This window comes from Corynebacterium casei LMG S-19264 (genome assembly GCF_000550785.1).
In the GTDB taxonomy this organism is placed as follows: Bacteria; Actinomycetota; Actinomycetes; order Mycobacteriales; family Mycobacteriaceae; genus Corynebacterium; species Corynebacterium casei.
Genome location: NZ_CP004350.1, coordinates 662431 through 675431, shown reverse-complemented (window position 1 = coordinate 675431; position 13001 = coordinate 662431). Strand labels below are relative to the sequence as shown.

Sequence of the window (13001 nt, the reverse complement as noted above, 5' to 3'; positions counted from 1 at the left end):
ATGGCATTCTTCCCATTTACTGCAACCGTCAAGAACTCTGAACGAATCTCCCCCAATTTCCAGCGCGTCACCTTCACCGGGGTCAATGACATGGGGCCGGCTGGTCACATCATGGACTTGCGCATCAAACTAGTCATTCCTGGTGAGCACGGTCTGCCACAGATGACTGGTGAGGAGAATTGGTATGACGAGTGGAAGGCCATTGATCCAGTAAAGCGCGGCAGCATGCGAACCTACTCCATCCGTGAGCTTCGCCGCGCTGGCGAGCACGGTGAAGCCGAACTAAACATTGACTTTGCACTGCACGGCGTAGGTACTCCTGACAGCGGACCTGCTGCCACCTGGGCAGTTGAAGCACAGCCAGGTGACCAGCTGTATGTCGTTGCTCCGCAAAAGGAAGATGAATCCGGCCCAGGCATTGAATTCCAGCCTGGTGAAGCAAAAAATGTTGTCATCTTGGGTGATGAAACCGCACTGCCAGCCATGCTGCGCATCGCGGACGAATGGTCTGCGGAGCTCACCGGCACCATGTACTGCGAACTCGTTGATATCGCAGATGCCCCAAAGATCGACTTCCCAGCGAATCTGACTGTGCATTGGGTGCCACGCGGCGAAGGCCACACCTACGGCGACATGCTGGTGGAATCAGCAGCACGCCTGTTTGAGGTAGAAAACCCACGCGGCGAATTCACCCCACCAGTACCGTCGTCTCCTTCTGATGCTGAGCAATCCCCGCTAATTTGGGAGACTCCAACGTACAGCTCCTTCGATGATGAAGAAGAACGAGCCGAGCCAACCTCGACTGTGGCTGAGCGCTATGCAGATACCTACTTCTGGATTGCCGGCGAATCCTCCATGGTCACCACCATCCGCCGCATGGTGGTCAAGGGCGCTGGAATCTCCCGCCACCAGGTTTCTTTCATGGGCTACTGGAAGAACGGTGTTAAAGCCCTCGGCTAAGAAATCAAGTAACAGATTCAAAGCTTGATTTGTGGGCTGCACGTTGAAAACGCGCAGCCCACTTCCAGTTTTCACACGCTCGAATTTTTCACCGACGGATCACCTCGTTGCTGTTGTATCACCGCGCGGGCCTCGCTTAGCGCCTGAAGGTGCAATAAGGGGTATCTATCCCCCAAAAGATACGGTGAACCGGTATTCTTGGTTGTTGAACGTTTTCCAAAACATTAATTTTTAGGAGAAACATGGCAAAGATCATCTGGACCCGTACTGACGAAGCACCATTGCTTGCGTCCTACTCTTTCAAGCCAATCGTTGAAGCTTTCGCTTCCGTTGCAGGCATCGAAATAGAGACCGCAGATATTTCCCTGGCTGCTCGTATCTTGGCTCAGTTCCCAGAGACCAAGGTTCCAGACGCACTGTCTGAGCTCGGTGAGTTGGCTAAGACCCCAGAAGCGAACATCGTTAAGCTTCCAAACATTTCTGCATCTGAGGTTCAGCTGCGCAAGGCTATCGCCGAGCTGCAGGCTGCAGGCTTCGACCTGCCAGAGTACGACGACGCAAAGGATAAGTACGACGTAGCTAAGGGTTCCGCTGTGAACCCTGTCCTGCGTGAGGGCAACTCCGACCGTCGTGCACCACAGGCAGTGAAGAACTTTGTCAAGGCAAACCCACACCGCATGGGTGCATGGTCCAAGGATTCCAAGACCAACGTTGCAACCATGGACGCAAACGACTTCCGCCACAATGAGAAGTCCGTCATCATCGAAGGTGATGACACCCTGACCATCAAGCACGTTGGCACCGACGGCGCTGAGACCGTTTTGTTGGACGGCCTGAAGGTCCTGGACAAGGAAGTTATTGACGGCACCTTCATCTCCTCCAAGGCTCTTGATGAGTTCTTGAAGGCTCAGGTTGCACGCGCAAAGGAAGAGGGCGTTCTCTTCTCCGCTCACCTGAAGGCCACCATGATGAAGGTCTCTGACCCAATCATCTTCGGCCACGTTGTTCGCGCATTCTTCGCAGACGTTTATGACAAGTACGGCGATCAGCTGCTCGAGGCTGGCCTCAACGGTGAGAACGGCCTGGGCGCAATCTACACCGGTCTGGACAAGCTGGAGAACGGCGCTGAAATCAAGGCTGCTTTCGAAGCTGCTCTGGAAAACGGCCCTGACCTGGCTATGGTTAACTCCAACAAGGGCATTACCAACCTGCACGTCCCATCGGATGTCATCATTGACGCTTCCATGCCAGCAATGATCCGTACCTCCGGCCACATGTGGAACAAGAACGATGAAGAGCAGGACACCCTCGCTGTCATCCCTGATTCCTCTTACGCTGGCGTGTACCAGGCTGTTATCGATGACTGCCGTGAGAACGGCGCATACGATCCAACCACCATGGGTACCTCCCCTAACGTTGGCCTGATGGCGCAGAAGGCTGAGGAGTACGGCTCCCACAACAAGACCTTCAAGATTGCTGCCGACGGCGAAGTTCAGGTTGTTAACTCAGCTGGTGATGTTCTGATTTCCCACAACGTTGAGGCAAACGACATCTGGCGTGCATGCCAGACCAAGGATGCTCCAATCCAGGACTGGGTAAAGCTGGCTGTTAACCGTGCTCGTCTGTCCGGCATGAAGACTGTCTTCTGGCTCGACACTGAGCGCGCACACGACCGCAACCTGATCGACTTGGTCAACAAGTACTTGGGCGACCACGACACTGAGGGTCTGGACATTGAAATCCTGTCCCCAGTTGAGGCAACCAAGGTCACCGTTGAGCGCATCCGTCGCGGCGAGGACACCATCTCTGTTACCGGTAACGTTCTGCGTGACTACAACACTGACCTCTTCCCGATTCTGGAGCTGGGTACCTCTGCAAAGATGCTGTCTGTTGTTCCTTTGATGGCTGGCGGCGGTCTGTTTGAGACCGGTGCTGGTGGCTCTGCTCCTAAGCACGTTGAGCAGGTTCAGGAAGAAAACCACCTGCGTTGGGACTCCCTGGGTGAGTTCCTGGCTCTGGCTGAGTCCTTCCGCCACGAGCAGCAGACTCACGGCAATGAGCGCGCTGGCGTTCTGGCCGCTGCACTCGACAACGCTACCGAGCGTTTGCTGACTGACGGTTACTCCCCTTCCCGCAAGGTCAAGGAAATTGATAACCGCGGTTCCCACCTGTACTTGGCAGCGTTCTGGGCTGAGGAGTTGGCTAAGCAGACCGATGACGCTGAGCTGGCTGAGGGCTTCAAGGAGTTCTCCGCGAAGCTCAATGAGAACCTGGACGCTATTGCTCAGGAGCTCATTGACATCCAGGGCCAGCCTGCAGACTTGGGCGGCTACTACTGGCCAAACGAGGACAAGACCGCACAGGTCATGCGTCCTTCCTCTATCTACAACGAGATTCTGGAGTCGTTGAAGAAGTAGTTCTTCTTCAGGCCTAACAAGCCCTCTTAGCCCCTTTTCATCGGGGTTGAGAGGGCTTTGTCGTGCCGCCAGCTTTTAGTTTTGTTTTAAACCCACATAATCAGCTGTCGTTGAGGGGTAGATTGGTAACTTATGGCTACCCCACTACTTGTCCCCTCTCAATTGCCGTATCAGCTGCCACCTTTTGCTGAGATTCGCGTTGAGCATTACCGTCCTGCGTTTACTGAGTCGCTCTCCCGTCATAATGCGGAGATTGCTGCGATTGTTAATAACTCTGATTCTCCGACATGGGTCAATACTGTTGAGGCGCTGGAGCGTTCCGGCCGTGACCTGGAGCGGGTCATGTCGGTCTTCGGGAATCTTTCTGGCACCGATATCACGGATGAAATGGAAGAGATTGCTGCGGATATTTATCCGGAGTTGTCAGCGCACATGGACGCGATTTATCAGAATGAAAAGCTCTATGAGCGTTTAAAGTCGGTGGAGGCACCGGAGGATACTGAATCCCAGCGCTTGCATGATCATCTGCTTCGTACATTCAAGCGCAAGGGCGCGGAGCTTTCCGCCGATTACAAGCAGCGCTTGTCGGAGATAAACCAGCGTTTGTCCACGTTGTCTGAGGATTTCGGCCGCAATTTGATGGCGGATACTCTTGCCCGCGCGGTGCGTTTTGAGGATGCGGAGGAGCTTAAGGGCTTGCCGCAGGACCGCATCGACGTCGCCGCCGCTTATGCCAAGGAGTTGGGCGAAGAGGGATTCGTCTTCCCGCTGGAGTTGCCGTCGGTACAGTCAGAACAGCAGCGCCTCGCCCGTGCTGAAGCGCGTGCAGCGTTGTATGAGGCAGCGCGTCTGCGCGGTACGGAATCCAACTCAGCCACGTTGGTGGAGATGGCTCAGCTGCGCGCGGAAAGTGCCCGTCTGTTGGGGTTTGATACCCATGCGGATTATGTGATTGCAGAGGAGACCGCCAAGGAAGCATCGGCGGTTAATGATATGTTGCGCGGTCTGGTCCCGGCGATCAACGCGAATGCGGCTGGTGAGCACAAGATTCTGGCCGAGGAAGCGGAGCTCAACGGCGAGAACTTCACCGCTGCGGATTGGCCGTACTGGGAGGCCAAGGTGCGCCAGCGCGATTTCGCATTGGATGACAATGAGTTGCGTAAGTACTTCCCGTTGGATGCAGTGCTTGTCGATGGCGTCTTTGCCGCCGCCCACCGCCTTTACGGCATCACGGTTATTCCACGAGATGACCTGGAAGGATACGCCGAGGGTGTGCGCGTCTGGGAGGTCTTCGATGATGGCCAGGAGCACAAGCTCAACACCGGTATCGGTTTGTTCCTCACAGATTACTTTGGCCGCCCGACTAAGCGCGGTGGTGCGTGGATGTCCACGTTCATGGAGCAGTCGCACTTGCTGGATACGCGTCCGGTAGTCATCAACGTCATGGGCATCGCGCGCCCGGCGAATGGTTCGACTCCATTGCTGAGTTTGGATGAGCTGCACACGGTCTTCCACGAATTTGGCCACGCGTTGCACGGCTTGCTTTCCGATGTCCGCTACCCCACCTTCTCCGGCACAAACGTACCGCGTGACTGGGTGGAGTTCCCCTCGCAGATTAATGAGAACTGGGCACTGGATCCAGCGTTGGTGAAGAACTACGCGCGCCACGTGGACACGGGCGAGGTCATCCCGGATGAGTTGCTGGAAGCTGTATCGAAGGCCTCGCAGTTCGGCCAGGGTTTTGCCACAGCCGAATACGTCGCGGCATCCATCATTGACCTGGCGTGGCACTCGCTCACTCCAGAAGAGGCTGCGAAGCTGGATTCCACGCCTGAGGCAATCGCCGAGTTCGAGCAGGCCGCGCTCGCCGCCGCTGGCATGGACACCGACGCTATCGCACCGCGATACCGCTCAACCTATTTCCAGCACATCTTCGCTGGCGGCTACTCCGCGGGCTACTACTCCTACTTGTGGGCAGAGGCTCTCGATGCCGACGGCTTCGAATGGTTCCGCGAGAATCACGCCGCCACGCCTGCCGATGACACCACCGGCGCTACCGACACCGCAGCCGCTGACTCCGCTGCCAAAGTCAGTGATGACGCAGCCCGGCGCGCGGGCCAACAGTTCCGCGACCTCATCTTGTCCACCGGCGCTTCGCGAGACTTCTCCGAGGTCTACGCCAAGCTCCGCGGCCGCGACAAGGAGCTCACCCCACTTTTGGTCCGCCGCGGACTAAACACCCCGAGTGTTTAATACTCCCGGCTTAAGCTAGGACTCGCCTTTCTTTCTGGACTCTTGTGCATCTAGATTTAAAAGGAAGGCGAGCACTTCGAGGGCATCATTTTCGCTCGGACTTTCTGCGCTTTCATCGAGGATTACCTCAATGCGCTTGAGAAGCGGGGTGAACGCTCTCCCGCCTGGGTGCATGAGTCCAATTCCGACCCGTTCGGAGAACGCGTCTCCGCCCACGGGCCCCGCGTGCCAGTACGTGTCCGATGCGGCATTCGACCAGGTTCCCGCTATAGCAGTCATGGTTGCTATTTTCTGTTTCTCTTCCAGTTCGCCATCACGCACTTCTGCGAGCAGCTCAATGGGGAACTCCCCTTCCCCGTTTTCTACTCGCCGCCGCGCATCTGCTGACAATGTGGCTAGTGCTTTAGGGACTTCCGTGTCTTCAAATTTCTGACGGTATTGTCCGTAGAAGTCCTCGTACCTTTGTAAAAAGGTCATCGTATTTCCTTCCCCATCGACACTCATCGACACTCATCGACTTCGCCGCCCAACCTACGCGAAGATTACGCACATAGCAGAAGCGGAGGCCATCCGTTCTTGGATGGTCTCCGCTTCTGTTCCACTCCTTTATTAGAGCCTCAGTGACAGGTGCTCAAACCGCGAAGCTTAAGCCTTGTCAAGGTGTGCGCGCACGAACCACTGGAACTTCTCGAGCTCCGCAGACTGTGCGATGAAGATGTCTTCGGTGATTGGATCGATATCGCCGGAGACCTTCAAGGACTCACGAACGTTTTCGATGACGGTGGTGTACAACTCATCGATAGCCGCGAGGTGGTCTTGGGTGTTAGCGCGGTTGAGGTCGTACTTCAAAGCAGTACGGTCTTCAGCCTGAGCCTTTGGAGTACCCAATGGCTCAAAGCCAAGGGTGGATACTCGTTCAGCGACTTCGTCTGCGTAGCCGCGCACCAGTTCAATTTGTGGGTCGAGCATCTCATGAACAGCAATGAAGTTTGGTCCCACAACGTTCCAGTGGGCGTGCTTCAAAATCAAATGCAGGTCGTTGTAATCATTCAGACGGGCCTGCAGCTCTTCAGAGAGCTTCTTGGAATCAACATCGGACAAACCAGGAACAGTGTACTGAGTCATGACTCCATTATATCCCCGAACCACATTTATTGCATGTCTATTTTGCCACATTTACGCAGGTCAGAGCTAAGGTTAGCCTCAGCAACCGTTCCTGGGTCACGCCACGGGAAACAGGTTTTTATCTAGGCTAGTGCTATGAAACTCACACTCCATGGACACTCTTGCGCTTCCGTCTCAACCGACCAGGGAGTCTTCGTCATTGACCCTGGCCCGGCATCAAATCTTTCTATCTTGGCATCGGCAGATGCAGTGCTTCTCACCCACTCACATCCGGATCACGTTGATGCTGAAACCGTGAAGGCATCAGGCTTGCCAGTCTGGGGCCCAGCGGATGCGGTTGGTCTGATTGGCGAGGGCACAGTTCTTCGCCCAGGCGAAAACTTTGAGCTTTTGGGCACCACCATCCATGCCGTGGGCGGCCTGCACCACGAAGTTCACCCACGCATGCCGCGTCCAGTGAATCTTGGCTATTACTTCAACGGCGTGCTCCACCCCGGCGATCAATACATCAAGGGCTTGCACAACGTCGAAGTACTGCTACTTCCAATCTCTGCCCCATGGGTGAAGAACTCTGAAGCCGCGGCCTATGCCCGCACTGTTTCTGCCACCCGCACCATCCCGATCCACGATGGCGTTCTCAGCAAGTTCGGCCGGACACTCTATGACAACGTCATGGTCAAGATGAAGGTTCCGGGCTACGCCCGCTTGGAAGAAGGAACCCCACTGGATCTTTCCCAGCCCCTAGAATTGGACGCATGACGCAGCCCAGCAGCCAAGAATCGCCTGCCGATAACATACGCGACTTCGATATTGTTGTCTTCGGCGCCACCAGCTTCGTTGGGAAGCTAACCGCGCAATATCTGGCCGAGAATCACCCGGAGCTATCCATCGCGGTTGCTGGCCGCAATGAGTCGAAGCTGCAAGAGCTCGTTTCCGCAACTGATATTGCCTTGCCGATTCTGGTTGCGGATGCTTCAAACATCGATGAGATGCGCGAGTTGGCTTCGCGCTCTACGGTGCTCATCTCCACCGTTGGGCCATATACGTACTACGGCGACAAGGTTGTTGAAGCCTGCGTAGAAAATGGAACCCACTATGTTGATCTGTGCGGCGAGGCGCTGTTTATCCGCCGCAACATCGACACCTGGCATGAGAGAGCACAGCAAACCGGCGCCAAGATTGTCCATTCCTGCGGATTCGACTCCGTCCCCTCAGACATGGGCATGTTCCATCTACACGACACTGCTCAAACTGCATTTTCTGAAGTAACCATGGCTGTGGAACACCTCGCTGGCGGATTATCCGGCGGCACCATCGACTCCATGCGTGCGGTGAGCGCGGATGCCAAGAAGATGGAAAAGGGCGGTGCCATCTTGCATAGTCCTTATACCCTTTCGCCCGACCACAAGAATGAGCCGGACCTGGGCGAGCAAAAGGACATGGACGTATCCTTCGACCCGCTGGCGCGCCAATGGACAGGGCCATTTTTCATGGCGATGTTCAATACGCGCATCGTTCGCCGCTCAAATACCTTGTCCGAGTATGCCTACGGCGACAAGCTGCGCTACCGCGAGGCCATCACCGCCGGAACCGGACTGAGCGGAAGAATTAAAGCCAATGCACTCTTTGCTGTAACCGCCGTTGGTTTTGCCGCGGTGATGAACAAGCGCATGGCGCGCTTTCTGCCAAAGCCTGGCGATGGCCCCAAGAAGCTCGATGAGGGCGGATTCAGCATTACCCACTACGGATTGACTGAATCCGGTGCCCTGCACACCGCAACCGTTACTGCACAGGGCGATCCGGGATACCGCGTAACCTCCATGATGTTGAGCGAGGCCGCAGTATTTCTGGCCACCAAGCCCGCGGGACTACCAGATGTTTCCGGCGGCATTTTGACTCCCGCTACTGCATTGGGTGCGCCATACCGCGATGCACTGCATGCTCATGGAATGAAGTTCTCCTAGACAGCTCGTTACGGCAAACAATACCGCTTTGTCTATTTATATTCTTTTTCTGCCAGCAGGTTCAGAAATAGACATGGAAGGTGCCACACATTCTAGGTACCGTGCGAGACATGACTAAATATGACAACAGCAACTTTGAGAACTGGTCTTTGGCCACCCGCGCACTGCACGTGGGCCAGGACCTAGACGGATCCGCAAACTCTCGTAACGTTCCAGTTCATCAGACCACGTCTTATGTTTTTGATTCTGCAGAGCATGCAGCCAACCGCTTTAACCTTTCCGATGCGGGCCCGATTTATACCCGCCTGACCAACCCAACCGTGGACGCTTTAGAGCAGCGTATCGCGAGCTTGGAAGGCGGCGTTGCCGCGGTAGCGTTTGCCTCGGGCCAGGCCGCACAAACCTCCGCTATCTTCACCCTTGCTTCAGCCGGTGACCACATCGTGTCTTCCCCTCGTCTTTACGGCGGAACCAACACCTTGTTCACCATCACCTTGGCTCGTTTGGGCATTGAGGTCACCTTGGTAGAAAACCCAGATGACCCACAGTCTTGGGCAGATGCAGTCAAACCAAATACCCGCGCGTTCTATGGTGAGACCTTCGGCAACCCAGTAGCGGATGTCCTGGATATCCCAGCCATCGCTGAGGTTGCGCACGCTAACCAGGTTCCACTAATTGTGGACAACACCATCGCAACCGCTGCAGTGTCCCGCCCAATCGAGCTCGGCGCAGACATCGTCGTAGCCTCAACCACCAAGTTCTACTCCGGCAATGGCTCTTCCATCGGCGGCGTGATTGTTGACAGCGGCAAATTCGACTGGACCGTCGAGCGCAACGGTGAGCCAGTGTTCCCATACTTCGTTAACCCAGACCCTGCGTACCACGGCCTGAAGTACGCGGATCTTGGCGCACCAGCGTTCGCGCTCAAGGCACGTGCAGGCATCCTGCGCGATACCGGCGCTGCTCTTTCTCCATTCAATGCCTGGATCACGCTGTCCGGTTTGGAGACGCTGCAACTGCGTATCGACAAGCACGGCGAAAACGCGCAAAAGGTAGCTGAGTACCTCGAAGCACACGACAAGGTCACCAAAGTCAACTACGCCGGCCTGGAGTCCAGCCCATACAAGGACGTCAAAGAACGCCTCGGTTACACCTCCGCCGGTTCCGTTCTCTCCTTCGAGATTGACGGCGGCAAGGATGAAGCGTGGACATTCATTGACGCGCTGAAACTGCACTCTAACCTGGCCAACATCGGTGACACCCGCTCCCTGGTGGTGCACCCAGCAACCACCACGCACTCCCAGTCCGATGAAGAAGGACTGCGTGTTGCTGGCATTACCCAATCCACTGTCCGTCTGTCAGTCGGTATTGAAAACATTGATGACATCATCGCTGACCTTGAGTTGGGATTCTCCGCAATCTAATGGTTTCGACGCACGTTTTGCTTGCCGATAAAGGCGTTTTGACGACCATCCCCATCGGCTCTTTCACCACTGAAGCCAGGGCTGAAATTGCCAGCGTTGATATCGCATATCAGCGCTGGGGTGAATTCCGCGGCTCCAATGTGCTGCTCATTGAGCATGCGCTCACGGGCGACTCTGATGTTGCCACGTGGTGGTGTGACCTGGTGGGGCCGGGCAAAGCGCTGGACACGGATTCTTGGTGCGTTATTGCCACCAATGCCTTAGGCGGTTGCAACGGCTCAACCGGTCCGAGCTCGGACTTGGATGGCAAGCCCTATGGTTCGCGCTTTCCGGCTGTTTCCATTCGCGACCAGGTGGAAGCAGAAAAGCGCTTCCTGGATGTTTTGGGAATCACCGAGGTTCATGCGGTTATCGGCGGCTCCATGGGTGGAGCGCGGACTTTAGAGTGGACGTTGTTATATCCAGAGATGCTCCAGGCAGCGTGCGTTATTGCTGTGTCGGCGCGGGCTTCGGCCTGGCAGATTGGTATTCAGTCGGCGCAGATTTCTGCTATTGAGCGCGACCCGCTGTGGCAAGGTGGTGACTACTACGACGGCGAATACCCTGCTGAGGGTTTGGCTGCGGCACGCCGCATTGCGCACTTGACCTACCGCGGGGAAATGGAAATCGATGAGCGCTTCGGTACCTCGGCGCAGGCAGGGGAAAATCCGCTCGGCCCTTATCGCAAACTGGATCAGCGCTTTGCCGTCAATTCCTACCTGGATTATCAGGGAGCGAAGCTAACGCAGCGTTTCGATGCAGGCTCCTACGTCACCTTGACTGAATCCCTCAACCGGCACGATATTGGCCGCGGGCGAGGCGGTCTCAATAAGGCCTTGGCCTCTTCGGAGGTTCCGACCATGGTGGTGGGCGTGGATACAGATATCTTATACCCGTATCACCAGCAAGAACACATCTCCCGCAACCTAGGCAACCTGTTGGCGATCGCCAAGCTGTCCTCCCCTGTCGGTCACGATGCCTTCTTGGTCGAAGGCCGCCAGATGGACCGGATTCTGCGCAACTTTATCCAGCAGTCCTTGCCTAATGCGACAGAAAGTGTCGATGGTGTGGAATACCGGCTAGGCGACGAATACATCATCTAGCAGGATGCGCGCTTCGGGGAGCGCGCATCCTGTGAGCATTAGCTTCCGAGGGCATCCACCGAAGCTGAGAGCCACACAAGCGCTGCGCCGAGGGCAGTAGAAAATGCCATGTCGAATCGGCGCGAGCGCACGGCGAATACGCCTACCCGGTCAGAATCACAGGTTCTGCGCACGACTGCGAGCCAAATCATGGCGGCGCCTAACAGGAAAGTAGCGCGGCGCCAATGCTCCATCAGGCTCATCACGCCGGAAGCCACAACGCCGAGGCCAAACAGCGCGATAAATACCCACTGCAGCCAGCTTGGTAAAGGCGAAGGCTTCAAGTGGATATCGTGCGGGTTCGACACTGACAGCATATTCTTACGGGCTTTACTTTGAGCTACTTGGCTGCGAGCTGCTCTGCGCGCTCGACGATATTAGAAACCAGGAAGGTACGGGTCAATGGGCCCACCCCACCTGGGTTCGGAGAGATAAATCCGGCCTTTTCCCACACGTCAGGGTGTACGTCGCCGGCAAGTTTGCCATCGACACGCGAGACTCCCACGTCCAAGATAGCTGCGCCTTCTTTGACCATATCGGCGGTGAGCATGTGTGGCTTGCCTGCTGCAGCGATGATGATGTCAGCTTCCAAGGTTTCTGCCTTCAGATCCTTAGTACCGGTGTGGCACAGGGTCACCGTGGCATTTTCGCTGCGGCGGGTGAGCATCAAACCAATTGGGCGGCCCACGGTCACGCCGCGGCCGATGACAACCACCTTGGCGCCGTCAATTTCAACGTTGTAGCGGCGCAGCAAAGAAATACAGCCATTTGGAGTACATGGCAGTGGTGCATCCTCGTTGAGGACCAGCTTGCCGAGGTTTACCGGGTGCAGACCGTCAGCATCTTTTTCCGGGTCAATCAATTCCAGGATGCGGTTTTCGTTGAGATGCTTCGGCAGCGGCAGCTGGACGATGTAGCCGGTGACATTGTCATCGGCGTTGAGCTCCGCAATGACTGCTTCAAGTTCTTCCTGGGTGGTGTCTTCTGGCAGGTCTTCACGAATCGACGCGATTCCAAGTTCTTCGCAATCGCGGTGCTTCATCTTCACATAAGAGTGTGAACCTGGATCTTCACCTACCAAAACGGTGGCCAGCCCTGGCTGCTTATCCAGTGCGGCAACTCGCTTTTTGAGGTCTTCAAATAGCTCGGCGCGGTACAGTTTTCCATCCAAAGTGGTTGCAGTCATGCACCCATCTTAAACTTATGGTTATGCCGTTACACATCGTGTTCGATAATCCTGTCATTCCCACCAATACTGGCAACGCCATCCGCACCGCAGCGGTGACTGGCGCCAAGCTGCACTTGGTGGAACCACTGGGCTTTAACTTTGACGATAAGCACCTCAAACGCGCAGGCCTTGACTACCATGACCTGGCAGATCTGAAAATCCACGCCGACTTTGACGCGTGCATGGAAGCGTTGCCCGGCGCGCGGGTATTCGCGTTTACAACCTCTGCAACTAAATGGTTCAGTGATGTCGAATACACCGACGGGGACATACTACTTTTCGGCACCGAGCCAAGTGGTTTGCCCGCCGAACACCTGGCGCATCCCCGTATCACCGAAGAGGTTCGCATCCCGATGGTCCCCGCGCGCCGCTCGATGAACCTCTCCAACGCGGCCTCGACCGCTGTCTATGAAGCCTGGCGTCAACTTGGTTTTCCCGGCGGCGTGTAA

At 56.0% G+C, this 13001-nt stretch carries 12 protein-coding genes; 8 read left to right on the top strand and 4 right to left on the bottom strand.

What is annotated here, in order from left to right:
* From CCASEI_RS03345 to CCASEI_RS03335, 3 genes are all read left to right on the top strand, one after another.
* Nucleotides 1-960 (top strand): siderophore-interacting protein, encoded by a 960-nt coding sequence (locus tag CCASEI_RS03345; RefSeq protein WP_006821427.1) that lies wholly within the window; start codon nucleotides 1-3, stop codon nucleotides 958-960.
* 242 nt (nucleotides 961-1202) lie between these two features.
* Nucleotides 1203-3377 (top strand): NADP-dependent isocitrate dehydrogenase, encoded by a 2175-nt coding sequence (locus CCASEI_RS03340; RefSeq protein WP_006821426.1) that lies wholly within the window; start codon nucleotides 1203-1205, stop codon nucleotides 3375-3377.
* Between the two features lie 132 nt (nucleotides 3378-3509).
* Nucleotides 3510-5630 (top strand): M3 family metallopeptidase, encoded by a 2121-nt coding sequence (locus tag CCASEI_RS03335; protein WP_006821425.1) that lies wholly within the window; start codon nucleotides 3510-3512, stop codon nucleotides 5628-5630.
* Nucleotides 5631-5645: 15 nt separating this feature from the next.
* On the opposite strand, the gene CCASEI_RS03330 is transcribed toward CCASEI_RS03335, so the two are convergent.
* On the bottom strand, nucleotides 5646-6107 hold the full coding sequence (locus CCASEI_RS03330) for a hypothetical protein (protein ID WP_006821424.1): 462 nt from the start codon (nucleotides 6105-6107) through the stop codon (nucleotides 5646-5648).
* 168 nt (nucleotides 6108-6275) lie between these two features.
* The gene (dps, locus tag CCASEI_RS03325; protein WP_025387127.1) at nucleotides 6276-6755 is read right to left on the bottom strand and encodes a DNA starvation/stationary phase protection protein Dps; all 480 of its coding nucleotides are present in this window, start codon (nucleotides 6753-6755) and stop codon (nucleotides 6276-6278) included.
* Nucleotides 6756-6890: 135 nt separating this feature from the next.
* Between dps and CCASEI_RS03320 the strand changes: the two genes are divergently transcribed.
* From CCASEI_RS03320 to metX, 4 genes are all read left to right on the top strand, one after another.
* Nucleotides 6891-7514, top strand: a complete 624-nt coding sequence (locus CCASEI_RS03320; protein WP_006821422.1) for an MBL fold metallo-hydrolase — start codon at nucleotides 6891-6893, stop codon at nucleotides 7512-7514.
* Complete coding sequence (locus tag CCASEI_RS03315; RefSeq protein WP_025387126.1) at nucleotides 7511-8719, top strand: saccharopine dehydrogenase family protein; 1209 nt, start codon at nucleotides 7511-7513, stop codon at nucleotides 8717-8719. The genes CCASEI_RS03320 and CCASEI_RS03315 overlap by 4 nt, the downstream gene beginning before the upstream one ends.
* 110 nt (nucleotides 8720-8829) lie before the next feature.
* Nucleotides 8830-10143 (top strand): O-acetylhomoserine/O-acetylserine sulfhydrylase, encoded by a 1314-nt coding sequence (locus CCASEI_RS03310; protein ID WP_025387125.1) that lies wholly within the window; start codon nucleotides 8830-8832, stop codon nucleotides 10141-10143.
* Nucleotides 10143-11285 carry a homoserine O-acetyltransferase MetX gene (gene metX / locus CCASEI_RS03305; RefSeq protein WP_081748456.1) on the top strand — a complete coding sequence of 381 codons (1143 nt, stop codon included), beginning with the start codon at nucleotides 10143-10145 and terminating at the stop codon, nucleotides 11283-11285. Before CCASEI_RS03310 ends, metX begins: the two co-directional genes overlap by 1 nt.
* Before the next feature lie 38 nt (nucleotides 11286-11323).
* On the opposite strand, the gene CCASEI_RS03300 is transcribed toward metX, so the two are convergent.
* Nucleotides 11324-11641 (bottom strand): DUF3017 domain-containing protein, encoded by a 318-nt coding sequence (locus CCASEI_RS03300; RefSeq protein ID WP_006821418.1) that lies wholly within the window; start codon nucleotides 11639-11641, stop codon nucleotides 11324-11326.
* A 23-nt stretch (nucleotides 11642-11664) separates the two neighbouring features.
* Complete coding sequence (locus tag CCASEI_RS03295) at nucleotides 11665-12510, bottom strand: bifunctional methylenetetrahydrofolate dehydrogenase/methenyltetrahydrofolate cyclohydrolase (protein ID WP_025387123.1); 846 nt, start codon at nucleotides 12508-12510, stop codon at nucleotides 11665-11667.
* A gap of 23 nt (nucleotides 12511-12533) precedes the next feature.
* On the opposite strand from CCASEI_RS03295, the gene CCASEI_RS03290 reads away from it, so the two are divergent.
* Nucleotides 12534-13001: a tRNA (cytidine(34)-2'-O)-methyltransferase gene (locus CCASEI_RS03290; protein ID WP_025387122.1), complete on the top strand. Its 468-nt coding sequence runs from the start codon at nucleotides 12534-12536 to the stop codon at nucleotides 12999-13001.

Bases quoted from the DNA above. Each gene is read 5' to 3' on its own strand.
- CCASEI_RS03345 (WP_006821427.1), top strand. From the start codon at position 1: ATGGCATTCTTCCCATTTACTGCAACCGTCAAGAACTCTGAACGAATC.
- metX (WP_081748456.1), top strand. From the start codon at position 10,143: ATGGTTTCGACGCACGTTTTGCTTGCCGATAAAGGCGTTTTGACGACC.
- CCASEI_RS03310 (WP_025387125.1), top strand. From the start codon at position 8,830: ATGACTAAATATGACAACAGCAACTTTGAGAACTGGTCTTTGGCCACC.
- CCASEI_RS03290 (WP_025387122.1), top strand. From the start codon at position 12,534: ATGCCGTTACACATCGTGTTCGATAATCCTGTCATTCCCACCAATACT.
- CCASEI_RS03320 (WP_006821422.1), top strand. From the start codon at position 6,891: ATGAAACTCACACTCCATGGACACTCTTGCGCTTCCGTCTCAACCGAC.
- CCASEI_RS03330 (WP_006821424.1), bottom strand. From the start codon at position 6,107: ATGACCTTTTTACAAAGGTACGAGGACTTCTACGGACAATACCGTCAG.
- CCASEI_RS03300 (WP_006821418.1), bottom strand. From the start codon at position 11,641: ATGCTGTCAGTGTCGAACCCGCACGATATCCACTTGAAGCCTTCGCCT.
- CCASEI_RS03340 (WP_006821426.1), top strand. From the start codon at position 1,203: ATGGCAAAGATCATCTGGACCCGTACTGACGAAGCACCATTGCTTGCG.
- CCASEI_RS03335 (WP_006821425.1), top strand. From the start codon at position 3,510: ATGGCTACCCCACTACTTGTCCCCTCTCAATTGCCGTATCAGCTGCCA.
- CCASEI_RS03295 (WP_025387123.1), bottom strand. From the start codon at position 12,510: ATGACTGCAACCACTTTGGATGGAAAACTGTACCGCGCCGAGCTATTT.
- CCASEI_RS03315 (WP_025387126.1), top strand. From the start codon at position 7,511: ATGACGCAGCCCAGCAGCCAAGAATCGCCTGCCGATAACATACGCGAC.
- dps (WP_025387127.1), bottom strand. From the start codon at position 6,755: ATGACTCAGTACACTGTTCCTGGTTTGTCCGATGTTGATTCCAAGAAG.